This window comes from Microbacterium sp. Leaf159, assembly GCF_001423615.1.
Lineage (GTDB): Bacteria > Actinomycetota > Actinomycetes > Actinomycetales > Microbacteriaceae > Microbacterium.
Map to the genome: position 1 here is coordinate 589,850 of NZ_LMOU01000001.1, position 23,802 is coordinate 613,651.

Annotated in this window: 24 protein-coding genes and 2 tRNA genes; 14 read left to right on the forward strand and 12 right to left on the reverse strand. The window is 67.1% G+C overall.

The window, feature by feature from the left end:
- Positions 1-83: 83 nt before the first annotated feature.
- From pepN to ASF80_RS02910, 4 genes are all read left to right on the forward strand, one after another.
- Positions 84-2,636, forward strand: a complete 2,553-nt coding sequence (gene pepN / locus ASF80_RS02895) for an aminopeptidase N (protein WP_056307836.1) — start codon at positions 84-86, stop codon at positions 2,634-2,636.
- 73 nt (positions 2,637-2,709) lie between these two features.
- The gene (locus ASF80_RS02900) at positions 2,710-3,783 is read left to right on the forward strand and encodes a mechanosensitive ion channel family protein (RefSeq protein ID WP_056307838.1); all 1,074 of its coding nucleotides are present in this window, start codon (positions 2,710-2,712) and stop codon (positions 3,781-3,783) included.
- The gene (locus ASF80_RS02905; RefSeq protein ID WP_056307840.1) at positions 3,780-4,229 is read left to right on the forward strand and encodes a globin; all 450 of its coding nucleotides are present in this window, start codon (positions 3,780-3,782) and stop codon (positions 4,227-4,229) included. Before ASF80_RS02900 ends, ASF80_RS02905 begins: the two co-directional genes overlap by 4 nt.
- Positions 4,226-5,884, forward strand: coding sequence for an FAD-binding dehydrogenase (locus ASF80_RS02910; RefSeq protein WP_056307842.1), 1,659 nt, complete (start codon positions 4,226-4,228; stop codon positions 5,882-5,884). Before ASF80_RS02905 ends, ASF80_RS02910 begins: the two co-directional genes overlap by 4 nt.
- A gap of 31 nt (positions 5,885-5,915) precedes the next feature.
- Here ASF80_RS02910 and ASF80_RS02915 read toward each other — a convergent pair whose 3' ends face one another.
- A complete protein-coding gene (locus ASF80_RS02915) occupies positions 5,916-6,581 on the reverse strand; it encodes a hypothetical protein (protein ID WP_056307844.1) in 666 nt (221 codons plus the stop codon).
- A 51-nt stretch (positions 6,582-6,632) separates the two neighbouring features.
- On the opposite strand from ASF80_RS02915, the gene ASF80_RS02920 reads away from it, so the two are divergent.
- Entirely contained in the window at positions 6,633-7,520 is an 888-nt protein-coding gene (locus ASF80_RS02920; protein ID WP_056307846.1) for an acyl-CoA thioesterase, read from the forward strand.
- A gap of 112 nt (positions 7,521-7,632) precedes the next feature.
- Here the strand turns inward: ASF80_RS02920 and ASF80_RS02925 are convergent, their stop codons facing one another.
- The 4 genes from ASF80_RS02925 to ASF80_RS19220 all read right to left on the reverse strand — a co-directional run bounded on the left by ASF80_RS02925 (position 7,633) and on the right by ASF80_RS19220 (position 11,069).
- Positions 7,633-8,121, reverse strand: coding sequence for an acyl-CoA thioesterase (locus ASF80_RS02925; protein WP_056307849.1), 489 nt, complete (start codon positions 8,119-8,121; stop codon positions 7,633-7,635).
- A gap of 7 nt (positions 8,122-8,128) precedes the next feature.
- Entirely contained in the window at positions 8,129-9,808 is a 1,680-nt protein-coding gene (gene ettA / locus ASF80_RS02930; RefSeq protein WP_056307851.1) for an energy-dependent translational throttle protein EttA, read from the reverse strand.
- A gap of 123 nt (positions 9,809-9,931) precedes the next feature.
- The gene (locus ASF80_RS19150; protein ID WP_200934736.1) at positions 9,932-10,429 is read right to left on the reverse strand and encodes a DUF6993 domain-containing protein; all 498 of its coding nucleotides are present in this window, start codon (positions 10,427-10,429) and stop codon (positions 9,932-9,934) included.
- 85 nt (positions 10,430-10,514) lie between these two features.
- Positions 10,515-11,069, reverse strand: coding sequence for a single-stranded DNA-binding protein (locus ASF80_RS19220; protein WP_082488160.1), 555 nt, complete (start codon positions 11,067-11,069; stop codon positions 10,515-10,517).
- Between the two features lie 205 nt (positions 11,070-11,274).
- On the opposite strand from ASF80_RS19220, the gene ASF80_RS02945 reads away from it, so the two are divergent.
- Positions 11,275-11,544, forward strand: coding sequence for a hypothetical protein (locus ASF80_RS02945; RefSeq protein WP_056307853.1), 270 nt, complete (start codon positions 11,275-11,277; stop codon positions 11,542-11,544).
- Between the two features lie 20 nt (positions 11,545-11,564).
- On the opposite strand, the gene ASF80_RS02950 is transcribed toward ASF80_RS02945, so the two are convergent.
- A tRNA-Arg gene (locus tag ASF80_RS02950) sits at positions 11,565-11,640 on the reverse strand.
- A 59-nt stretch (positions 11,641-11,699) separates the two neighbouring features.
- Here ASF80_RS02950 and orn point away from each other — a divergent pair.
- From orn to ASF80_RS02985, 7 genes are all read left to right on the forward strand, one after another.
- The gene (orn, locus tag ASF80_RS02955; protein WP_056307854.1) at positions 11,700-12,326 is read left to right on the forward strand and encodes an oligoribonuclease; all 627 of its coding nucleotides are present in this window, start codon (positions 11,700-11,702) and stop codon (positions 12,324-12,326) included.
- Between the two features lie 36 nt (positions 12,327-12,362).
- A tRNA-His gene (locus ASF80_RS02960) sits at positions 12,363-12,438 on the forward strand.
- Between the two features lie 117 nt (positions 12,439-12,555).
- Positions 12,556-14,637, forward strand: a complete 2,082-nt coding sequence (locus ASF80_RS02965) for a heavy metal translocating P-type ATPase (protein WP_056307856.1) — start codon at positions 12,556-12,558, stop codon at positions 14,635-14,637.
- 35 nt (positions 14,638-14,672) lie between these two features.
- Positions 14,673-15,302 (forward strand): LysE family transporter, encoded by a 630-nt coding sequence (locus tag ASF80_RS02970; protein WP_056307858.1) that lies wholly within the window; start codon positions 14,673-14,675, stop codon positions 15,300-15,302.
- 36 nt (positions 15,303-15,338) lie between these two features.
- Positions 15,339-15,686 (forward strand): metallopeptidase family protein, encoded by a 348-nt coding sequence (locus ASF80_RS02975; RefSeq protein ID WP_056307860.1) that lies wholly within the window; start codon positions 15,339-15,341, stop codon positions 15,684-15,686.
- The gene (gene clpS / locus ASF80_RS02980) at positions 15,683-15,976 is read left to right on the forward strand and encodes an ATP-dependent Clp protease adapter ClpS (protein ID WP_056311698.1); all 294 of its coding nucleotides are present in this window, start codon (positions 15,683-15,685) and stop codon (positions 15,974-15,976) included. Before ASF80_RS02975 ends, clpS begins: the two co-directional genes overlap by 4 nt.
- Positions 15,973-16,464 carry a DUF2017 family protein gene (locus ASF80_RS02985; protein WP_056311700.1) on the forward strand — a complete coding sequence of 164 codons (492 nt, stop codon included), beginning with the start codon at positions 15,973-15,975 and terminating at the stop codon, positions 16,462-16,464. The genes clpS and ASF80_RS02985 overlap by 4 nt, the downstream gene beginning before the upstream one ends.
- Positions 16,465-16,468: 4 nt before the next feature.
- Here ASF80_RS02985 and ASF80_RS02990 read toward each other — a convergent pair whose 3' ends face one another.
- The 6 genes from ASF80_RS02990 to gatC are packed head-to-tail and all read right to left on the reverse strand — an operon-like array spanning position 16,469 to position 22,020.
- On the reverse strand, positions 16,469-17,050 hold the full coding sequence (locus ASF80_RS02990; protein WP_082488161.1) for a hypothetical protein: 582 nt from the start codon (positions 17,048-17,050) through the stop codon (positions 16,469-16,471).
- Positions 17,034-17,351: a hypothetical protein gene (locus tag ASF80_RS02995; RefSeq protein ID WP_056307862.1), complete on the reverse strand. Its 318-nt coding sequence runs from the start codon at positions 17,349-17,351 to the stop codon at positions 17,034-17,036. Before ASF80_RS02995 ends, ASF80_RS02990 begins: the two co-directional genes overlap by 17 nt.
- 37 nt (positions 17,352-17,388) lie before the next feature.
- Positions 17,389-18,645 (reverse strand): DNA polymerase IV, encoded by a 1,257-nt coding sequence (dinB, locus tag ASF80_RS03000; protein WP_056307864.1) that lies wholly within the window; start codon positions 18,643-18,645, stop codon positions 17,389-17,391.
- A 47-nt stretch (positions 18,646-18,692) separates the two neighbouring features.
- The gene (gene gatB / locus ASF80_RS03005; protein ID WP_056307866.1) at positions 18,693-20,207 is read right to left on the reverse strand and encodes an Asp-tRNA(Asn)/Glu-tRNA(Gln) amidotransferase subunit GatB; all 1,515 of its coding nucleotides are present in this window, start codon (positions 20,205-20,207) and stop codon (positions 18,693-18,695) included.
- Complete coding sequence (gene gatA, locus ASF80_RS03010) at positions 20,207-21,724, reverse strand: Asp-tRNA(Asn)/Glu-tRNA(Gln) amidotransferase subunit GatA (RefSeq protein ID WP_056307868.1); 1,518 nt, start codon at positions 21,722-21,724, stop codon at positions 20,207-20,209. The genes gatB and gatA overlap by 1 nt, the downstream gene beginning before the upstream one ends.
- A complete protein-coding gene (gene gatC, locus ASF80_RS03015; protein ID WP_042536743.1) occupies positions 21,721-22,020 on the reverse strand; it encodes an Asp-tRNA(Asn)/Glu-tRNA(Gln) amidotransferase subunit GatC in 300 nt (99 codons plus the stop codon). Before gatC ends, gatA begins: the two co-directional genes overlap by 4 nt.
- Positions 22,021-22,088: 68 nt before the next feature.
- Between gatC and ASF80_RS03020 the strand changes: the two genes are divergently transcribed.
- Complete coding sequence (locus tag ASF80_RS03020; RefSeq protein WP_056307870.1) at positions 22,089-23,789, forward strand: long-chain-fatty-acid--CoA ligase; 1,701 nt, start codon at positions 22,089-22,091, stop codon at positions 23,787-23,789.
- Positions 23,790-23,802: the final 13 nt, after the last annotated feature.

Here is a 23,802-nt window from a genome sequence, read left to right on the forward strand (position 1 = left end):
TGCTGGCGTAGGCTGTCATGGTTGCCGTGGGCGCCAACTGCGCTGGGTTGCGGCAGCATCCCCTCACCCCTGGGAGTACCGCTGTGCCTGGAGAGAACCTCACCCGCATCGAAGCGCAGGAGCGCCGCGACGTCGTCGACACCCAGTCGTACGAGGTCTCGCTCGACCTGACGAAGGGTGCCGAGGTCTTCGGCTCCCGCAGCGTCGTGCGCTTCACCGCGACGCCGGAGAGCTTCACCTTCATCGATCTGATCGCCCGCGAGGTCCGCGAGATCTCGCTGAACGGCGAGCAGCTCGATCCCGACGAGGTCTTCGCCGACTCGCGCATCGCGCTCTCCGGCCTGCAGGCCGAGAACGTCCTCGTCGTCGACGCCGACTGCGAGTACACGAACACCGGCGAAGGCCTGCACCGATTCGTCGACCCGGTCGACGGCGAGGTCTACCTCTACTCGCAGTTCGAGGTCCCCGATTCCCGGCGTGTCTTCGCGGTGTTCGAGCAGCCCGACCTCAAGGCCACGTTCCAGTTCACGGTGACGGCACCGGCCTCCTGGAAGGTCGTCTCGAACTCGCCCACTCCCGAGCCGATCGTGCACGACGACGACACCGTCGCCACGTGGGGATTCGAGCCCACCCCTCGGATCTCCTCGTACATCACCGCCCTCGTCGCCGGCCCCTACGAGTCCACGTTCTCGGAGCTCACCAGTGCGTCCGGCCGCGTGATCCCTCTCGGCGTCTACGGTCGCAAGAGCCTGTGGCAGCACCTCGATGCCGACTACATCTTCGACAAGACGCGTGAGGGCTTCGCCTACTACGAGTCCAAGTTCGACGTTCCCTACCCCTTCGCCAAGTACGACCAGCTCTTCGTCCCCGAGTTCAACGCGGGCGCCATGGAGAACGCGGGCGCCGTGACGTTCACCGAGACGTATGTGTTCCGCAGCAAGGTCACCGACGCCGTCAAGGAGCGTCGAGTCGTCACGATCCTCCACGAGCTCGCGCACATGTGGTTCGGTGACCTGGTCACCATGAAGTGGTGGAACGACCTCTGGCTGAACGAGTCGTTCGCCGAGTGGGCATCCACGATCGCGACCGCCGAGGCCACCGAGTGGACCGAGGCGTGGACGACGTTCAACGCGATGGAGAAGACCTGGGCGTACCGCCAGGACCAGCTGCCGTCGACGCACCCGATCACCGCGGTGATCAACGACCTCGAAGACGTGCAGGTCAACTTCGACGGCATCACCTATGCGAAGGGCGGCTCGGTCCTCAAGCAGCTCGCCGCGTGGGTGGGCATCGAGGAGTTCTTCGCCGGCGTCTCGCAGTACTTCAAGAAGCACTCCTGGGGCAATACCGAGCTGAGCGACCTGCTCGTCGAGCTCGAGGCGACCAGCGGCCGCGACCTCAGCACCTGGTCGAAGAAGTGGCTCGAGACCGCCGGCGTCAACACGCTGGAGCCGGTCATCGCCGAGGACTCGGACGGAACGATCTCGCGCTTCGCCGTCACGCAGACCGCGCCGGCCGACTACCCGACGATCCGTCCGCACCGCCTGGGCATCGGCTTCTACAACCTCACCGACGGCGCGCTGGTGCGCAGCCACTATGCCGAGGTCGACGTCGACGGCGACCGCACCGAGGTGCCGGAGCTGCACGGCATCGCGCGCCCCGACCTCGTCCTGCTCAACGACAACGACCTCGCCTACGCGAAGATCCGCCTCGACGAGCGCTCGCTCGCCACGGCGATCGCGCACCTCGCGGACATCAGCGATCCTCTCGCCCGTTCCCTCGTCTGGGGTGCGGCCTGGGACCAGACGCGCGATGCCGAAACCGCCGCGACCGACTACATCGATCTCGTGCTCGGCAACATCGGTCGCGAGACCGAGTCGACCACGGTGCGCACGACGCTCGCCCAGCTCCGCACTGCGGCGACCCTGTACGTCACTCCCGAGACGCGTCTCGCGGCGCGTCAGAAGGTGGCAGACGGTCTCTGGGCGCTCGCCGAGGCCGCCGAGTTCGGCAGCGACCGCCAGCTGCAGTTCGTCACGGCCTTCGCCAACGCGCTGGTCACGCCGGATCACGCCGGCATCATCGGTCGACTGCGGTCGGGTGAGGAGACTCTCCCCGGGCTCGAGATCGACGCCGACCTCAATTGGCAGCTCCTCGTCGGTCTCGCCACCATCGGTGCCACCGATGCCGCATCCATCGACGCTGCCCTTTCGTCCGACAACACCGCGAAGGGCGGCGAGTTCGCCGCTCAGGCCCGCGCCGCACTTCCGGACGCCGCATCGAAGAAGGCCGGCTGGGCGTCGCTGATCGAGCGCGACGACGCTCCGAACACGATCGTTCGCTCCGCGGCCCTCGGGTTCGTGCACCCCGCGGGGGCCGAGTCGCTGCGCGCGTTCGTCCCTGCGTACTTCGACATGCTGATCCCGATCTGGGAGTCGCGCACGTACCAGATCGCCCAGTACCTGATCGTCGGTCTGTTCCCGACCGCGATCGCTGACGTCGAGCTCCGCGACTCCACGCGGGCGTGGCTCTCGGCTCACCAGGACGCCGCTCCTGCGCTGCGTCGCCTCGTGCTCGAGAACCTGGCTGACGTCGAGCGCGCACTCGCTGCACAGTCCCGCGACGCCGAGGACTGAGACCCGTCTCCCGATCAGGCCTCTGCGCGGTGCGTCCAGCCCGCGCAGAGGCCTGATCGCTACTCTGTAGGGGATGATGCAGCCAATCGAAGTCACCCCCGATCCCGCCGAGATCACGCTCCCCGACTGGTGGATGGGCATTGTCACCGTGCTCCGTGACATCGGCCTCCAAGCTCTCGGCGTCGTCGCGATCATCGCGGGATGTGTCCTGATCGCGTTGGTGCTCCGCGTCGTCATCCGCCGCATAGTGCATCGCATCGTCGACAGCGCCAAGAACAAGGCCGCCGTCGACGACACGCAGGCCCTCGAACGGTCGCCTCTGGCCGACATGCGCCTGGTCCAGCGCACGCGAACTCTCGGGACGATCCTGCAGAACATCGTCAACGTGATGCTCGTGGTGATCGCAATCGTCCTCGTCGTCAATCACCTCGCTCCGACGCTCCTCGGCTCGCTCACCCTGCTGACGGCAGCCGTCGGCGCCGGCCTCGGTTTCGGTGCGCAGAACATCGTCAAGGACGTGTTGAACGGGATGTTCATCGTCGCGGAGGATCAGATCGGCATCGGCGACGTCGTCGATCTCGGCCTCGCGTCCGGTGTGGTCGAGTACGTCAGCGTGCGCATCACCCAGGTCCGAGACGTGAACGGAACGCTCTGGTATGTGCGCAACGGCGAGGTCACCCGCATCGGCAACATGTCGCAGGGCTGGGCTCGCGCGATCATCGATCTCGGCGTGCCGGTGGATTCGGACCTCGAGAACGTCGAGAAGATCATGCTCGACACCGCGCTGAACCTCTCGAAGGACCCGAAGTGGCGCACGCGCATCATCGAGAAGCCGGAGCTGTGGGGCCTCGAGTCGATCGACGGCGACGCTCTCGTCGTCCGACTGGTCATCAAAGCCCGAGCGAATGCGAAGGATGACGTCGCGCAGGAGCTGCGCAAGCGTCTGCGCGCCGCCCTCCTCGAGAACGAGATCTCGTTCCCGAGCATGACCACCGTGATCCCCACCGGGCTCGACGGCGCTCGTCGGGTGCGCGGCGCAAATCCGCCCAAGACGCGTCCGAACGCCGTCACGGGCGTACCCGTCATCCCGGACCGCGGGATCTGGCGACGCAAGAAGACGAATGACGACGGGAGCCCCCAGAAGTGACCTTCTACGACGAGGTCGGCGGTCGCGAGACGTTCGCGAAGATCGTGTCGGTGTTCTACCGCGAGGTGGCACTTGATCCGGTCCTGAAGCCGATGTATCCCGAGGAGGACCTCGGCCCCGCCGAAGAGCGCCTGCTGATGTTCCTCGAGCAGTACTGGGGCGGCCCGACGACCTACGGCGAGACGCGCGGCCATCCGCGTCTGCGGATGCGTCACATGCCCTTCCATGTCGATCCCGACGCCCGCGATCGGTGGCTTCGTCACATGCGGACCGCGGTGGACGAAGCACAGTTGTCGCCGCTCCACGAATCCACGCTGTGGGACTATCTCGAGCGCGCCGCTTATGCCATGGTGAACACATTCGAGCCGTCAGGCATCGGCACCTCCGCCGCCGGGCGCCCCACGCTCGAGACGCGATCACGTCAGGAATCAACGGAGAGCACATGACGAACACGCCCCTGTCTGCAGACGTCCTGGTCATCGGATGGGGGCTCGCCGGGCTCGTCGCCGCCGGTGAGGCGCTGGATGCCGGCCGTCGCGTGATCCTGATCGATCAGGAGCCGCGCACGAACCTCGGCGGACAGGCGTGGTGGTCGTTCGGCGGCCTGTTCTTCATCGACTCACCCGAACAGCGCCGCATGGGCATCCGCGACTCGCTCGCTCTCGCCACGCAGGACTGGTTCGGAACCGCAGCCTTCGACCGCCCCGAAGACGACTGGCCTCGACGCTGGGCCGAGGCCTATCTGCAGTTCGCGGCGGGCGAGAAGCGGGCCTGGCTGCGCGAACGGGGCGTCTCCTTCTTCCCGGTGGTCGGCTGGGCGGAACGCGGCGGATACGGCGCTCTCGGGCCCGGCAACTCCGTACCGCGCTTCCACATCACCTGGGGCACCGGCCCAGGGGTCGTCGCCCCGTTCGCCGCGGCTGTCGAGCAGGGCGAGCGTGAGGGCCGCATCACGATCCTCCCCCGCCACCGGGTGACGGAACTCGTCACCACGGATGGGGCCGTGACCGGCGCGCGAGGCACGATCCTCGAATCCACCCCGGCCGCTCGGGGCGTCGAGACCTCGCGCGCGGTCGTCGGCGACTTCGAGATCTCCGCGGGAGCGACGATCATCTCGTCCGGAGGCATCGGAGGCAACCACGACCTCGTCCGTGCGGCCTGGCCGGCGAGTCTGGGCGTGCCGCCCGAGCAGATGCTGACGGGAGTGCCCGCGTACGTCGACGGCTCGATGCATGCCGTCTCCGAGGCCGCTGGAGCCCGCCTCATCAACGGCGACCGCATGTGGCACTACGTCGAGGGCATCAAGAACTGGGATCCGGTGTGGCCGTCGCACGGCATCCGTATCCTCCCCGGGCCGTCCTCTCTGTGGCTCGATGCGACGGGCAAGCGACTGCCTGTCCCGCTGTTCCCCGGGTTCGACACGCTGGGCACCCTGGCCCACCTGCGCACGACCGGGCACGACCACTCGTGGTTCGTGACGTCCCGCCAGATCATCGAGAAGGAGTTCGCGCTCTCAGGCAGCGAGCAGAATCCCGACCTGACAGGCAAGGACGTCGGGCTGCTGCTCAAGTCGAGACTCGCCAAAGGGCCGACAGGGCCGGTGCAGGCCTTCCTCGACGAGGGCGAGGACTTCATCGTCGAGAATGACCTCGAGTCCCTGCTGGAGCAGATGCGCCGCCACCCGGGCGGAGAGTCGCTCGACATCGATCACGTCCGTCGTGAGGTCGTGGCCCGTGACAGGGAGATGGACAACGAGTTCACCAAGGACGCGCAGATCGGGATGCTGCGCTCGATGCGGGGATACCGGGGCGACAAGCTGATCCGCACCGCTGCGCCGCACCGACTGCAGGATCCAGCCGCGGGCCCTCTCGTCGCCGTCAAGCTGCACGTCCTCACGAGGAAGTCGCTCGGCGGGATCAACACCGATCTCGACGGGCGTGCGCTCGGCGCTGACGGCGAGCCCATCCCGGGGCTGTTCGCCGCCGGTGAGGCGAGCGGCTTCGGCGGTGGCGGTCTCCACGGGTATCGCGCTCTCGAGGGCACATTCCTGGGCGGCTGTCTGTTCTCGGGTCGGCAGGCCGGCCGCGCTGCGGCGCGCTGATCCGATCGACGGATCGCCGCGTCGGTCTGTGCTATTCCGCCGCGCCGGTGCCTCGCACGGCTGTGAGACCGGAGGCGACGGGACCGCGGGCGAGGACATGACCGCGACGGAAGGCGAGACGCGTCCATCGCCCTGACGTCATGACGGGCACATCCTCTTCACCCGAGATGAAGCCGAAGGCGTCCGCGGCGAACGCCACGCCTCGCGGCAGACCTCCGAGATCGTCATCGGGCTCACCCCAGATCGCCGCGCGCAGCGCACGGACCGCTTCTTCTCCCGACCCCGGCGTCGCTCCTCGCGCGACGGCGCTGATGCCCCATTGCGCCCGCTGGGCGATCACGGATGCCGCGAGGCTCGACGTCGCCTGCCACTGGCCTCGCGGCGGGGCGACTCCTGCCCACGCGGGCGAGAGTCCCGTCTCGGGGAAGGTGAGCGCCCGCTCATCGTCGGTCGGGCTGAGCGATGCCACCACGACGTCGCACTCGAGCTCGGGATCGACCTGGACGATGCGCATCGCGAGCACGGTCGGCGTCTGATCGAACAGACCGTGGGTGGCGAGAGCGGCTCCTGTCAGTGCGAGAACCCCGTTCGCCGCCTGGAGCCGCACGCCTTCGTCGGAGATGCGCGTCGCTCGTCCGAGGAAGGTCAGGACGTCTTTCGACGTGGCGGAATCGGCGAGAAGGAGCTGGTGCGGCACACCCTCTAAACTAGCAACGCCAGCGGCATCCGCAGTCACGGGAAGGAAGTCATGACCGCCGACGCACACGCGATCCGCACCGTCGAACAGCTCCTGGAGGTGCTGGATCTCGACTCGACGCAGGCCCGTACGACCGAGGACATCTTCACAGGGTCGTCGCACGCGATGCCGTCGGGCCGGATCTACGGTGGACAGGTGCTCGCACAGAGCCTGCTCGCCGCCGAGAGGACTCTTCCCGAAGATCGAGCGGTGCATTCGATGCACGGGTACTTCCTGCGCCCCGGCGACGCGGGTCAGGGCATCACCATCGCTGTCGACCGCATCCACGATGGTCGTTCGTTCTCGACCCGTCGCTCGCAGGCATATCAGAATGGCGTCCCGATCTTCTCGATGATCGCGTCGTTCCAGGACGACGATCCCGGCGTCGAGCACGCTGTGACCATGCCTGAGGGCGTACCGTCGCCGGACTCCCTGCTGCCCGACGAGCAGCGAGTCGAGGGGCTGCCCCCGGGGACCGCCCGGATGCTGAGCGACCGAGCCGCCGACGTCCGTCACATCGACTCACCGCTGTTCCTGCCGAGCGATGACGCGCGCGTTCCTCAGCAGGCCGTATGGATGCGGCTGCGCGCTCCCCTGCCCGACGATCAGCGCATTCATCGTGCGGCTCTGGCCTACCTGAGCGACATGACCATTCAGGAGTCGATCCTGCGCGCGCACGGCGTGTACTGGGCTCTCCCCGGGCTGAAGGTCGCGAGCCTCGACCACGCGATGTGGTGGCATCGACCGGCTCGTGTCGACGAGTGGCTCCTGTACGTGCAGGAGTCGCCCAATGCCCGGGGCGGACGCGGCCTCGCACAGGGCCGGATCTACTCGCAGGCCGGCGAGCTGGTCGCCTCGGTCGCACAGGAGATCATGATCAGGGTTCCGTCGGACGACTGACGTCACCCGACGGGATCAGGTGGCGCTCTCGATCCGGTCGTACCGTCGGTTCAGTGCTGACAAACGATGCAGGTCGGCCGAACCAGGGCGTCGGTCAGGTCGACCGGTTCGCTCAGCGGTGCGCGTATTCGATCGAGGGTCCGACGAACGACTCCCACGCATCACGCATCTCCTGCGTGAGACGCGTCGGTCGCCCCGTCGCGGCGTCCACGAGGACGATGATCGCCGTGGATCGTGCGTAGATCGTGCGAGGCACGGCCTCGGGGTCATTGTGCACCTCGTAGCAGACCTCGACGCTCGAGCCACCGAGCTTGCCGAACCACATCTGCACCTCGAGCGGACGGCGCTGATACGGCACCGGGGCGAGGTACTCGATCTCCTGACGCGCGATCAGCGTCAGGATGCCCTCGTCGAGCCCCGAGTCGAGGACCGCGGTCGACGGCGCCTGCTCACCGGGGCCCGCACGCCAGAACGCGCGCACGCGTGCTTCCTCGAGCAGCTTGAGCATCGAGGTGTTGTTGACGTGGTTGAACGCATCCAGATCGCCCCAACGGAGGTGGATCGGGATGTGCAGGCGGGGCCCCGGTGTCAGGTCGGACATCGTCGGCTCAGTCGCGCGTGAGCTTGCGGTGCGTCGAACGGTGCGGCTTGGCGGCGTCAGCGCCGAGGCGCAGGATCTTGTTCTCCTCGTACGCATCGAAGTTACCCTCGAACCAGTACCACTGATCGGGCTTCTCGTCGGTGCCCTCGTAAGCGAGGATGTGCGTCGCGATGCGGTCGAGGAACCACCGGTCGTGAGTGATGACCACGGCGCAGCCGGGGAACTCGAGGAGCGCGTTCTCGAGGGAGCTCAGGGTCTCGACATCGAGGTCGTTGGTCGGCTCGTCGAGGAGGAGCAGGTTGCCGCCCTCCTTGAGCGTGAGGGCGAGGTTCAGACGGTTGCGCTCACCACCGGAGAGCACACCCGCCTTCTTCTGCTGATCCGGACCCTTGAAGCCGAACTTCGATACGTACGCCCGCGACGGGATCTCTGTCTTGCCGACGGTGATGAAGTCGAGGCCGTCGGAGACGACCTCCCACAGCGTCTTGTCGGGGTCGATGTTCGAGCGGGACTGGTCGACGTAGCTGATCTTGACGGTCTCGCCGATCTTGAGGTCACCGCCGTCGAGCGGCTCGAGGCCGACGATCGTCTTGAACAGCGTCGTCTTTCCGACACCGTTCGGGCCGATGACGCCGACGATGCCGTTCGGCGGCAGACTGAAGCTGAGATTGTCGATCAGCGAGCGTCCGTCGAAGCCCTTCTGCAGCTTCTTGGCGTCGATCACGATGCTTCCCAGGCGCGGACCCGCGGGGATCTGGATCTCCTCGAAGTCGAGCTTCCTGGTCCGCTCGGCCTCCGTCGCCATCTCCTCGTAGCGGGCGAGACGAGCCTTGGACTTGGTCTGACGACCCTTCGCGCTGGACCGGACCCACTCCAGCTCCTCCTTGAGGCGCTTGGCGAGCTTGGCATCCTTCTTGCCCTGGATCTCGAGGCGTTCGCCCTTCTTCTCCAGGTAGGTCGAGTAGTTGCCCTCGTAGCCGATCAGACGGCCGCGGTCGACCTCGGCGATCCACTCGGCGACATGGTCGAGGAAGTATCGGTCGTGGGTGATCGCGATGACGGCGCCCTTGTAGGCCTGCAGGTGCTGCTCGAGCCAGAGCACGCTCTCGGCGTCGAGGTGGTTGGTCGGCTCGTCGAGCAGAAGCAGGTCGGGCTTCTGGAGAAGGAGCTTCGCCAGCGCGACACGGCGCTTCTCTCCACCGGAGAGCGGCGCGATCGCGGCGTCTCCCGGCGGGGTGCGCAGTGCATCCATGGCCTGCTCCAGCTGCGAGTCGAGGTCCCAGCCGTCTGCGGCGTCGATCTCTTCCTGCAGGGTGCCCATCTCGGCGAGCAGCGCGTCGAAGTCCGCATCCGGGTCGGCCATCAGCATGGAGATCTCGTTGAACCGATCGACCTTCGCCTTGATCGCGATGCCGTCCTGGATGTTCTCCAGCACGGTCTTGGTCTCATCGAGCTCCGGCTCCTGCATGAGGATTCCGACCGAGAATCCCGGGGAGAGCTTCGCTTCGCCGTTCGAGGGCGTGTCCATGCCTGCCATGATCTTGAGGATCGTCGACTTACCGGCGCCGTTCGGGCCCACCATGCCGATCTTGGCACCGGGGAGGAAAGCCATAGTGACGTCGTCGAGGATGAGTTTGTCACCCACCGCCTTGCGCGCACGAACCATCGAGTAGATGTACTCAGCCACCGAAAAACGCTCCTTCTGTTGGCGTCGAAGATCGACACTCCAGCCTACCGGCCTCTGTGCCTGCCGCCGTCGAGACGAGCACAGGCACGGTGAACCATCAGAATCCGCCCCGAAGGGCAGGGGTCACCAGTCGATCGCGCGGGTCGCGCCGACCAGACAACGCCCCTCCGCGAGCTGCGGCATCACCGCCGTCACCGGCGCCCCCGTCGATGGGCCCACCTGGCCCACGAGACATTCCGCATCACCCCAGCGCACCGAGAACTGGATGCTCTCGGCCGGGTTGCCGACGGTCGAGACATCCTGAGTCACCTGCATGGCTGCCCGATCGAAACCCGCGGCGATCAGCGCGTCGATGTAGGCACGGCCAGACACGTTCTGATCCGAGCCCCACACCTGAGCCGTCACCGCCGCGAACAGCGGCAGGTTGTCCTCAGCTGCTCCGTCCGCGACGTACGCGGGTGCCGCGGGGCTTTCCGTCGGGCTCGGCGAACCGCCGGCATCCGTCGGTGCGGGCGTCGGGGAGGCAGTGGGACCGCACGAGGTCAGCAACAGGATCAGCGTGGCCGCCGCTCCCGTCACGAGAGCCGCACGCGATGCAGAGGAGTCCGGTCGTCGAAGCACGCCCCGAGTCTACGGTCGGACTCCCCCGCTCAGGCGAATGGCGGCGGCGACACCGCGCGCGTGATCGCCGGTGCAGGCCCGCGCGTCAGTACGTGAGGCTCTCGGACTCGTCCGACCGGCCCGCGAGAGGACCGTCGGAGGGGGTGAGTGCATCCCCGGCCGCCCATGAGGTGTCGATGTCGACCGGGTCGCCGGACGACTCCGAGGGTTGACCATCGTCCGCGGCGTCCCCGGCGTCCCCGGCATCTCCGGCCCTGCTCCGTGCGGGAGGCTCCGGCGTGGAGCGTGTGCTGCGGCGATAGGCGGTGGTACCCCAGCGGAGATCATGGCCGATCGCATCCGCATCGATGTCGACACTTGTGCCCTGCTTGCCGTTGTTCTCCCAGGCGCGGATCTTCATCCTCCCTGTCACGATCACGCTGTCCCCTGAACGCAACGATGCTTTCGCGTGCTCGCCGAGCTGGCGAAACGCAGCGACCGAGTACCAATTGGTAGCGACGTCGACCCATGTCTGGGTCGCGTCGTCGAAGCGCCGATGGGTGCTCGCCAACCGGAAGTTGGTGACGGTGATCCCACCTGCCGTCCGACCCTGCGTGGGATCGGTGGCGACGTTGCCGACGATGGTCACGGTGTCATGCATGTTCTCTCCTCTGTGGCCCGGAACACGTGCCCGGATCGCTCCAGAGTGAGCCCCACGACCACGGTCCGGAGAGCCGCAGAGCAGGGATCGTGCACAACTCCGCCACCGGAGCTGCCGTGCAGAGGTGGTGGTGACAGGGCTCCGAGGACCCGGCACCGCAATGTCGGTGGTCGGTCATATGTTCGAACCACGAAAGGAGCCACTCATGTCCGACACCCAGATCACGTCCCTGCCCGAGGTCCCGTACGCCACGCCCCGCCTGTCATCGCCGAAGGAGCACCTCGTGCGCGCCTCGGCTCATCTGTGGCGGGTGCAGGACGTCAGAGGCCGCGTCCTCGGCCACCTCCGACTGCTGCCCGATCCTCTCGGCATGCGATATCGAGCAGAGCGACTGCACCTCGCGACGGCGTCATTCCGACTGGTCGGCGACTTCTGGAGGGCCGATGACGCTGTCGCCGCTCTGCGGAACGGATGACGACCGGCGCCGTACGGCTGTGGTGCCCCCGGCAGGATTCGAACCTGCGACCAAGAGATTAGAAGGCTCCTGCTCTATCCCCTGAGCTACGGAGGCGGGCAGATCTACCGTACCGCGCCAGGCTCGGATGTCGGTGCCGTCGATAGTATGGCCACATGGTATCTGCGTCAGAAAACGACCGCCTCGTCTGGATCGATTGCGAGATGACCGGGCTGGATCTCTCAGTCGATGAGCTCGTCGAGATCGCCGTCGTCATCACCGATTTCGAGCTGCGCCCCGTCGATCCCGGTTTTCAGGTCGTCATCCGTCCCAGTGACGCGGCGCTCGAGAATATGAACGACTTCGTCACGAAGATGCACGAGACCTCGGGGCTCATCACTGAGATCCCCGACGGTGTCTCGCTCATCGAGGCCGAAGAGCAGACTCTCGCGTACATCAAGCGCTTCGCCCCTCTCGAACGCAAGGCGCCACTGGCCGGCAACACGATCGGCACCGACCGGATGTTCCTCGCGAAATACATGCCTCAGGTCGACCACTGGCTCCACTACCGCAACGTCGACGTCTCGAGCATCAAAGAGCTCTCCCGCCGGTGGTATCCGCGGGTGTTCTTCCAGGCGCCCGCCAAGGACGGCGGCCACCGAGCCTTGGCCGACATCCTCGAATCGATCCGCGAGCTGCGCTATTACCGCGAAGCCGTGTTCGTCGACGAGCCGGGACCCTCGAGCGATGACGCTCGCGACATCGCGACGCGCACGGTGTCAGAGTTCACTCCGAACATGTAATAGACTCATCTGGTCGCCAACTCCGGTTGGTACATGGTGGGTATAGCTCAGCTGGTAGAGCGCTGGCTTGTGGTGCCGGATGTCGCGGGTTCGAGTCCCGTTACTCACCCCATCAAGAAGAGGTCCGAGTCGAGAGACTCGGGCCTTTTCTGCATTCCTGGGCGGCGGCAAGGAATACCCCCCTGGGGTATCGGGTTGACTTCAGTGAACGCACCGAAGGGACCAGCAGATGACTCACTCGGATGGATCGACACCGATCGATCACTCTTCTCACAGCACGACGCCCGAGACAGCGGCTCACGCCGGGCACGATGCCCATGCCGGGCATGACACCCACGCAGGGCACGCAGACCACGTCTCGAGGTTCCGGCGACTGTTCTGGATCATGCTCGTCGTGGCGATCCCCGTGATCTTCGCATCGCCGATGTTCAGCATGATCATCGGGTACGACGTGCCGGGCTGGGCGCGGTGGCTGGCCCCCGCACTCGGCACCGTGATGTACGTATGGGGTGGAGCGCCCTTCCTCACCGGCGCGGTGAGTGAACTCCGTGCCCGCCGGCCAGGGATGATGATGTTGATCGGACTCGCGATCACGGTCGCCTTCCTCGCGTCGTGGGGAGCGACTCTGGGGGTGCTGCATCATGAACTGGAGTTCTGGTGGGAGCTGGCGCTGCTGATCGTCATCATGCTCCTGGGCCACTGGATCGAGATGCGCTCCTTGGCGCAGACCACCTCAGCGCTCGACTCCCTCGCAGCCCTTCTGCCCGACGAGGCCGAACGCATCGAGCACGGCGAGACCGTGCGAGTCTCCCCTGCCGACCTCGGAGTCGGTGATGTCATCGTCATCCGCCCGGGCGGGCGCCTTCCGGCCGATGGGCGCATCATCCGCGGCGCCGCGAGCGTCGACGAGTCGATGATCACCGGCGAATCCAGGACCGTGGCTCGAACCGTCGGCGATACCGTCGTCGCAGGGACGGTGGCCACCGACTCCGGGCTGCGGGTCGAGATCACCGCCGTAGGCACGGATACCGCGCTTGCCGGCATCCAGAGACTCGTCGCCGACGCCCAGGCGTCTTCATCGCGAGCGCAGCGGATCGCCGACCGCGCCGCCGCATGGCTCTTCTGGTTCGCGCTCGGGGCCGCCGCCATCACCGCCGTCGTGTGGTCGGCAGCTGGGTCGCCCGACGACGCCGTCATCCGCACGATCACCGTGCTGGTCATCGCGTGCCCGCACGCACTGGGCCTCGCGATCCCCCTGGTCGTCTCGATCGCGACCGAGCGTGCGGCACGCGCCGGCATCCTCGTGAAAGACCGCTTGGCTCTCGAGACCATGCGCGCGATCGACACGGTTCTGTTCGACAAGACGGGAACACTCACGAAGGGAACTCCCTCGGTCACCGCCGTCGAGGCGGTCGCTCCATTCACGACCGACGACGTCATCTCGCTCGCGGCAGCGGCCGAGCAGGACTCCGAGCATCCGCTGGCGAAGGCGATCGTGAGCGCCGCCGGTGATCGAGGGCTCGAGAGTCGCGCTGCCGAGGAGTTCCGTTCGTCTCCGGCCGTCGGCGTGAGCGCGCGCGTGGGCGGTCGACGAGTGCAGGTCGGTGGCCCGCACCTGCTCACGCAGACCGGAACCGAGGAGCTTCCGATCGCCGAGGCATGGAGAGCGGAGGCTGCGATCATCTTGCACGTTCTCGTCGATGACCACGTCGTCGGCGCCCTGAGGCTCGCCGACGACATCCGCGCCGAATCGATCTCGGCCGTCGAGGCGCTGCGCGCACGCGGGATCGACGTGGTGATGATCACCGGAGACGCATCGGCTGTCGCAGAGAGCGTCGCGGCGCGGGTCGGGATCGACCGGGTTTTCGCCGGTGTGCGCCCGGAAGACAAGGCAGCCAGAGTCCGAGCGCTCCAGGCAGAGGGACGCAAGGTCGCGATGGTGGGCGACGGTGTGAATGATGCACCCGCACTCGCCCAGGCCGATGTGGGCCTGGCGATCGGAGCCGGGACCGACGTGGCGATCGCGTCCGCCGGTGTGATCCTCGCCGGCGACGACCCGCGTGCGGTCATCTCGGTCATCGAACTCTCCAAGGCCGGGTACCGCAAGATGACTCAGAACCTGTGGTGGGCGGCCGGCTACAACCTGCTGTCAGTGCCTCTCGCCGCAGGCGTCCTCGCACCCGTCGGGTTCGTGCTCCCGATGTCCGTCGGCGCGGTCCTGATGTCTCTGTCGACGATCGTCGTGGCGCTGAACGCGCAGCTGCTCCGCCGACTCGATCTGCGGAATCCGAGTATCGCCGTGGCCGACTGAACGCCGGGAGGGAGCGAGAGCCCTAGTATTGCGAGGTGTCACTCGCCGTGTGGTTCTCGCTCCTGACCGCCTGCGTGGTGATCAGCTTCACGCCGGGCGCCGGCGCGATCAACACGATGTCGAACGCGCTCAGCCAAGGATGGCGCCGATCGATCTGGGGCATCGTGGGCCAGCAGCTCGCGTTGATCGTCCATGTCGTGATCGTGGCGGCCGGCCTCGGACTCGTCGTGTCGCAATCCGAAGTGCTGTTCAACGTCATCCGATACGCCGGAGCCGCCTACCTCGTCTTCCTCGGAATCCGACTGATCCTGACGAAACCCGCATCCGCAGAGCTCGAGGACGAGACCGGTGTCGATCTGCGCGAAGGACACTGGTCCATGATCCGACGGGGCTTCTGGGTCAACCTCCTCAATCCGAAGGCGATCGTCTTCTTCCTCGCGTTCATCCCCCAGTTCATCCGCCTGGACCAGCCTCAGCTGCCCCAGTACCTCACCCTGATCGTCACGGTCATGGTGGTCGATGTCCTCGTGATGTGGGGGTTCTTCGCGACTGCGGCCCGTCCGTTCCGTCGTCTGTCCCGGTCGGTCAAGGGGCAGCGGATCCTGAACAGCGTCTTCGGTGCGCTCTTCATCGCGGTCGCCGCACTCCTGGTGTTCCTCCACTGACGCCGCGCCCGCGCTCGCGGCAATAGGCTGGAACCGATGGAGATGGATTCTGCGCCGTTCGAAGAACTCGTGATCGACGAGCTCGACAGGTTGCCCGATGAGATGGTCGACGGACTCGAGAACGTCGTCTTCGTGGTCGAGGACCGCCCTGAGGACGGGAGCCTCGACCTGCTCGGACTGTACGACGGTCTCGCGTTGACCGAGCGGACGCAGTACGGTTCCGGAGAGCTGCCCGACCGGATCGTCGTCTACCGCGAGCCGCACCTCGCCGCCTGCGAGGACGAAGACGAGCTCCGCGACGAGGTTCACACGACCCTTGTGCACGAGATCGCCCACTTCTACGGCATCGATGACGCGCAGCTGCACGAGCTGGGGTGGGCATGAGTCCACTCGCCACGCCTGACGTCGAAGAGATCGTCGAGCTCACGGCCGCGCCTCTCGTGCCCTGGGAGGTCGTCGTGTGGAATGACCCCGTCAATCTGATGAGCTACGTCGTACGGGTCTTCCGCACCTACTTCGGGTACTCGCAGGAACGGGCGACTCAGCTCATGCGCGCAGTCCATCACGAAGGCCAGGCCATCGTCGCCACAGGCCCCCGCGAGACGATGGAGGTGCACGCCCAGGCGATGCACGACTACGGCCTGTGGGCGACGGTGCGAAAGGCCGCACGATGACCGAGCTATCAGTGCACGTCCGGATGGCGAGAGTGGAAGGCGCACAGCTCGCACAGCTCGTCGACGACTTCCGCGAGCTGGTGGGGGCCGACCGTGATGCCACCGATCCGGCCATCGGGCGTCTGGCTCCCGACCCGTACCCCGACGACGAAGACGCGTCGCGCTCGTTCAGAGACGCCACACGCGAGGAACTTCTCGACCGGCGCGCGCTCGACGCCGATGTGGTCAGGGCGGCTCTCGCCGAGCTCCGTGGCGATCTGGACTCCATGTCTCAGAGCGAGGCGTTCACGGAGCATGACCTGGTGATCCGGCAGTCCGATGTCGACGCCTGGCTGCGCACGCTCACCGCGTTGCGTCTGGTGATCGCGGAGCGTCTCGGCATCGAGAGCGATGACGACCATGATCCTGACGACGCGCGGTTCGGCGTCTACGACTGGCTCGGATACCGCCTCGAACTCACCATCGAGGCAGCAGACGAGCTGCTGTGAGGCGTCAGGGGATCTCGACGACGCGCGTCGCGAGGGCTCGCGGATCGTCCCGCGCGATGTGAGCCTTCTCCTGCGCTGCCCAACGATCCCAGTGCGGGCGATAGGTCTCACCGTCGCGATTCAGCGCTCGCGCCTTGCGGCCGGGTTCCGCGGACTCGAGCCAGACGCGAACGTCGGCGATCGCCGCTGTCGCGGGCGTCAGGATTCCGCTGCCTTCGATCAGCACCCCGAGCGCCGGGTCCACCGCGTGACTCTCGGCCTCGGCATCCCGTTCCCAGTCCCAACGGCGCCATTCCCCGAGGTATCCGCGGCCGTGCGGGCGGAGTATCCCGTTGAGGGCGTGCTCCACTCCGCTCTGGAGGCCGTCCCATCCGGGATAGATCGAGTCGAGGGCGACCAGCTGCACCCTCCCGACGATCGGCCATCGCTCGACCAGCATGCGCGCAAGCGTCGTCTTGCCCGCTCCACTTCGACCGTCGATGATGACGACAGGGTTCGCCGCCGCGAGGGCACGGATGTCCTCGACGATCAGCGTCGCGGCGCGCGCGAGCGCTGCCGCGACGGGGTCGTCACTTCTTGAGGGCACGGATGATGCGGGAGACAGCTCGTCCGGCGACCCAGACGAACGGCACAGCGACGACGAGCAGGGTCACGATGTTGGGCTCGAACCGGAGTCCCTCCTCGCGACGCACGTAGACGCCGACCGGCACGGAGATCCCTCCGCCGCCACCGCCTTCTGCACCGTCACCGCTTCCGCCGCCGAATCCCGAGTACGTGAAGGCCACCGGGGTGATGCTCACGCCGTCGACGTCCTGCGGCTCTCCGTACGCGCTCTTCACGCCGAACGACGCGGCCTGTTTTCCGAGTTCCAGTGCAATGTTGGGCATGGCTCCACGCTAGCTCAGGAAACGAGCCGCAGAGAGGTCAATCGAGACCGTGCGCCTTCGGATGCTGCGCTGCACCGCGTCCGTCGCCTCGGCCGAGGTGCCTGGCGCGCCCGATCATGGCCGAGCCGAATCGCGCGACCGCATCGTCGACCGCACCCTCGACGCGTCGCCAGTCCTCGTCGTCGTCCCACAGACCGATGCCTCCTCCGCCCGCCGGCCGGAGCTTCTCGGCACGCACACCGACGAGCCGCACGGGGTCGCGGCGCTCGATCTGCTCGAACAGCGCCTGCGCCGCTTCGCCGATCCTCTGGCCGACGGCGGTCGGCTCCGCGAGCGTCTGCGACCGGCTCAGTGTGCGGAAGTCGTCGAACCGGATCTTGATCGCGACCGTCGACGTCTCCCATTGGGCCTTCCGCAGGCGTGCGGCCACGCGATCGGCGAGCCTCAGGAGCTCTGCCCGCAGGTAGGCGCGATCGGAGATGTCGGTCTCGAAGGTCTCCTCGTGGCCGATGCTCTTCTCGATACGCTCGGTCTCGACCGCCCGCGCATCCTCACCCCGAGACAGCTGCACGAGACGGGCGCTCAGCGCCGGGCCGACCGCACGGTCGAGCATCTCGGTCGACGACGTGCGGATGTCGCGGATCGTGCGGATCCCCCGCCCTTCGAGAGCCTCGGCCGCCTTCGGACCCACGCCCCACATCGCCCGAACCGGTCGGGGATCGAGGAACGCCTGGGTGTCGGATGCGGCGATGACGAGCATGCCGTCCGGCTTGGAGATCGTCGATGCCATCTTCGCGACGTGCTTGGTTGCAGCGACTCCGACGCTGCAGGTGATGCCGACCTCTTCGCTCACCCGTTCGCGCACGAGCTGGGCGATCTGCGCGGGACTCCCCCACAGCCGCCGGACCCCCCGGACATCGAGGAACGCCTCGTCTACCGACAGCGGCTCGACCAGCGGAGTGATCGACTCGAAGATCGCCATCACCTGGCGAGACACGGCCTGGTAGCGGTGGAAGTGCGGCGGCACGATTTTCGCTGACGGACACAGGCGGATCGCCTGGGACACCGGCATCGCAGCACGGACACCGTAGCGACGGGCCTCGTACGAGGCGCTCGACACGACGGAGCGGCCGTCGGGCGCCCCGATGATCAGCGGGAGTCCGCGAAGACTGGGATCGTCGAGGACCTCGACCGCCGCGTAGAACGCGTCCATGTCGACGTGCAGGATGCTGGTGCCGGAGTCATCGGCATCGACGGACGACACGATGCGCCCTCTGCCGTCACCGTGTCCCATGAGACCATTCTCCCCCGGACCTCCGACACGAGGTCCGGGGGATGCGGTTACTGCGCAGCGCGCTCGAGGACGAGTTCGCGGACCCTGGCGGCATCCGCCTGGCCCTTCATCGCCTTCATCACCGCACCGATGACGGCGCCGGCGGCCTGGACCTTGCCGTCCTTGATCTTCGCGAGCACGTCGGGCTGAGCCGCGAGCGCCTCGTCGATCGCGGCGATCAGCGCGCCGTCATCCGAGACGACGGCGAGGCCGCGGCTGTCGACGACCTCCTGCGGCGTGCCTTCGCCGGCGATGACTCCCTCGAGCACCTGACGAGCCAGCTTGTCGGTGAGCGTTCCGGCGTCCACGAGCTTCTGGAGCGCGGCGACGTTCGCGGGCGATACCAGCTCGGTGGCGTCCTTCTCCTGCGCGTTGGCCTGACGGGTGATCTCGCCCGTCCACCACTTGCGCGCGGTGGCAGGGGTCGCCCCGGCACTGATGGTCTCTTCGACGACGTCGAGCAGGCCACCGTTGCGCACATCCTGGAACTCCAGGTCGGTGAAACCCCACTCGGTCATCAGTCGGCGGCGGCGGGCGACCGGCTGCTCGGGGAGTTCCGCACGCAGTGCTTCGATCAGCTCGGCGGCGGGCTCCACGGGAACCAGGTCCGGCTCCGGGAAGTAGCGGTAGTCGTCGGCATCCGACTTCGGACGACCGGGCGAGGTCGTTCCCGTGTCCTCGTGCCAGTGCCGCGTCTCCTGCGTGATCGACCCGCCGTCGGCGAGGATCTGCGCCTGACGTTGGATCTCGTAACGCACCGCACGCTCGACCGAGCGCATGGAGTTGACGTTCTTCGTCTCCGTGCGCGTCCCGAGCTTCTCCTGGCCGCGGGGACGCAGCGACACGTTCGCGTCGCAGCGGAGGTTCCCGCGCTCCAACCGGGCCTCCGAGATCCCCAGGCTGCGCACGATGTCACGGATCGTCGCGACATAGGCCTTGGCGACCTCGGGAGCACGGTGCTCGGTGCCGAAGATGACCTTCGTCACGATCTCGACCAGCGGAACACCCGCGCGGTTGTAGTCGACGAGCGAGTACTCGGCGCCCTGGATGCGACCGGTCGCGCCCCCCATGTGGGTGAGCTTGCCGGCGTCCTCCTCCATGTGAGCGCGCTCGATCGGGATCTGCACGATCGTTCCGTCTTCGAGCTCGACCTCGACGGATCCCTCGAAGGCGATCGGCTCGTCGAACTGCGAGATCTGGTAGTTCTTGCCGAGATCCGGGTAGAAGTAGTTCTTCCGCGCGAATCGGCTCGACGGAGCGATCGAGCAGCCGAGCGCGAGACCCAGGCTGATCGACGACCTGATCGCCGTCTCGTTGACCACGGGGAGCGCGCCCGGAAGACCGAGGTCGACGGGTGCGATCAGCGTGTTCGGCTCGGCGGCGTGGTACAGCTCGTTGGCCGGGTTCGGCGCGTCCGAGAACATCTTGGTGTTGGTGTTGAGCTCGACGTGCACCTCGAACCCGAGTACGGGCTCGAACAGCTCGAGAGCCTTGTCGAAGTCCATGAGCTTGGCGGTGGCCATCAGCGGTTCCCTCCTGCGAGCTGGGGTGCACGGGTGAGGAGCGGCGCACCCCACGAGTCGACCAGCAGAGTCTCGACGGCTGCGCCGACCTTGTACAGGCGCGCGTCCTCCCGTGCCGGTGCGATGAACTGGATGCCGACGGGGAGACCGTCTTCCGCGGCCAGTCCGCTCGGGATCGAGATGCCGGGAACGCCGGCGAGGTTCACCGGGATCGTCGTGATGTCGTTGAGGTACATCTGCAGCGGGTCGTCGATCTTCTCGCCGATCTTGAACGCGGTCGTCGGAGCCGACGGCGTCGCGATGACGTCGACCTCGGCGAACGCGTTCGCGAAGTCCTGCTGGATGAGCGTGCGGACCTTCTGAGCGCTGCCGTAGTAGGCGTCGTAGTATCCGGCCGACAGCGCGTAGGTTCCCAGGATGATGCGGCGCTTGACCTCGTCGCCGAACCCGGCGTCACGGGTCGCGGACATGACGTCCTCGACCGTGGGGTTGCCGTCGGGGGTCACTCGCAGTCCGAAGCGCACCGAGTCGAACTTCGCCAGGTTGCTGGAGGCCTCGGCGGGGAGGATCAGATAATACGCGGCCACGCCGTACTCGAAGTGCGGTGCGCCGATCTCGACGATCTCCGCTCCCTGCGCCTCCATCAGTGCGAGTGCGCTGCGGAACGACTCGGCCACGCCGGCCTGGAAGCCGCTGTCGGGGAGCTCGCGGATCACACCGACCTTGAGCCCCTTGAGGACGTCTCCGCGAGCGCCCTCACGAGCGGCATCCGCGAACGAGGGCCACTCTTCGCGGAGCGACGTGGAGTCCTTCGGGTCGTGGCCGCCGATGGCGTCATGCAGCAGACCGGCGTCGAGCACCGTGCGGGTCACGGGTCCGACCTGGTCGAGGCTGGAGGCGAGGGCGATCGCGCCGTAACGGCTCACGCCGCCGTAGGTGGGCTTCACGCCCACCGTGCCGGTCACATGTGCGGGCTGACGGATCGAGCCGCCCGTGTCGGAGCCGAGCGCCAGGGGCGCCTCGAACGCGGCGACCGCAGCCGCGGATCCGCCGCCCGAACCGCCGGGGATCCGGTCGAGGTCCCACGGGTTACGGGTGGGTCCGTACGCGGAGTGCTCGGTGGAGGACCCCATCGCGAACTCATCCATGTTGGTCTTGCCGAGCGGGATCAGGCCGGCTGCACGAGAGCGGGCGACGACGGTCGCGTCGTAGGGCGAACGGTAGCCCTCGAGAATGCGCGAACCGCTCGTGGTCGGCTGGTCGTTCGTGACGAGCACGTCCTTGATCGCCAGCGGCACGCCGGCGATCGGTCCGAGCTGCTCTCCCGCCGCACGTTGCGCGTCGACGGCCGCGGCGGCATCTAGCGCGCCCTCGTTCACATGCAGGAAGGCGTGGACGTCGCCGTCGACCGCGGCGATGCGGTCGAGATGAGCGCGTGTCGCCTCGACGCTCGAGATCTCACGGCTCGCGAGCTTGTCGGCAAGCTCGGCCGCGGTCATGCGGATGATGTCGCTCACTGCTCTTCTCCCAGGATCGCGGTGACGCGGAACCGGCCGTCCGCCTGGTCCGGCGCGTTCTGGAGCACCTGCTCATGCGTGAGGGTCTCGCCCACCACGTCGGGGCGGTAGACGTTGCTCAGCGGGATCGGATGACTCGTCGCGGCGACGTCGGGGCTTGCGACCTCCGACACCTTGGCGATGTTGTCGACGATGGCGTCGAGCTGGCCCGTGAGCCTCGTCACCTCGTCGTCGTTGAGCTGGATGCGCGCGAGCACGCCGAGATGGCGCACAAGATCAGGGGTGATTTCAGACACACCCTGAGTCTAGTTGCCGTGCCCGCCGAGTCCCTGCAGTCCGTCGGGGCCAGCCCTATGCTGGGCGGGTGAGCTCGTATCAGCCTCCTCGTCCGTGGGTCGCCAGTTATGCCGAAGGCGTCCCGGAAGACCTCTCCCCCGTCACCGGATCATTGGTCGACATCGTCGCCGCATCCGCTCGCGACTACCCGGATGCCCCCGCGCTGCAGTTCTTCGGTCGCGAGACGACCTACTCGGAGCTGCAGGAGGCGATCGACCGCGCCGCCGCAGGACTCCGCGACCTCGGCGTGCGCGCTGGCGACCCGGTCGCGATCGTCCTTCCGAACTGCCCGCAGCACATCGTGGCGTTCTATGCCGTCCTCCGACTGGGCGCCGTCGTGGTCGAGCACAATCCGCTCTACACGCCGCGCGAGCTGCGCAAGCAGTTCGAGGACCATGGCGCGAAGCACGCGATCGTATGGAACAAGGTCGTCTCGACCGTGCAGGAGTTCCCGAGCGACCTCGCGGTGCAGAACCTGATCTCGGTGGATGTCACTCGCGCGATGCCCCTCCTGACGCGATTCGCACTGCGGCTTCCTGTCGCCAAGGCCCGTGAGTCGCGAGCGGCCCTCACCGAGAGGGTACGGGGAACGATCCCGTGGGATTCGCTGGTGCGGTCTGCGCCTCTCCCGGCCTCGCACCCGAAGCCGACCACCGACGACCTCGCCATCATCCAGTACACCTCCGGGACCACGGGCACGCCGAAGGGTGCGGCTCTGACGCACCACAACCTGCTGGCGAATGCCGCACAGTCCCAGGCGTGGGTGCCGTCGATCCAGCGCGGCAAGGGTTGCGTCGTCTACGCGGTGCTGCCGATGTTCCACGCGTACGGTCTCACGCTCTGCCTGACATTCGCGATGTCCATGGGTGCGCGGCTCGTGCTCTTCCCGAAGTTCGACCCCGATCTGGTGCTGGATGTGATGAAGAAGCACCCGGCGACCTTCCTGCCTCTGGTGCCTCCGATCGCCGACAGACTACTCTCGGCCGCGAACGCCAAGGGAGTCTCGCTCGACGGCATCGAGGTCGCGATCTCGGGAGCGATGGCGCTGCCGCACGACCTGGTCGTTCCGTTCGAGGCGGCGACGAACGGGTTCCTCGTCGAGGGCTACGGGCTCAGCGAGTGCTCCCCCGTCCTGATGGCCAATCCCGTCGCAGACAACCGCGTACCCGGTACCGTCGGTCTCCCCCTGCCGGGAACCGAGTGCCGCGTCGTCGATCCTGAGAACCCGACCGCAGACGTCCCTGACGGCGCCGCAGGCGAGTTGCTGGTGCGCGGACCCCAGGTGTTCTCCGGGTATTACGGCAAGCCAGAGGAAACCGAGGCTGTCTTCGTGGACGGATGGTTCCGCACCGGAGACATCGTCACGGTCGACGACGCGGGCTTCATCCGCATCGTCGACCGCATCAAGGAGCTCATCATCACGGGCGGCTTCAACGTGGCCCCCACCGAGGTCGAGAACGCACTGCGACAGCATCCTCAGGTGTCGGACGCCGCCGTCGTCGGACTCCCGAGCGATCACTCCGGCGAGGAGGTCATCGCGGCGATCGTCGTCGACGGCGATTCGGATGTCGATGTCGAGGCGATCCGAGAGTACGCGCGCAGCATCCTCACGCCCTACAAGGTCCCCCGCCGCGTCTTCATCGTCGACGAGCTGCCTAAGTCGCTGATCGGCAAGGTGCTGCGCCGCCAGGTCAAGGAGAGGCTGCTGGCCCTCACCTCCGGCTCCTGAGGGCGCCCTCACA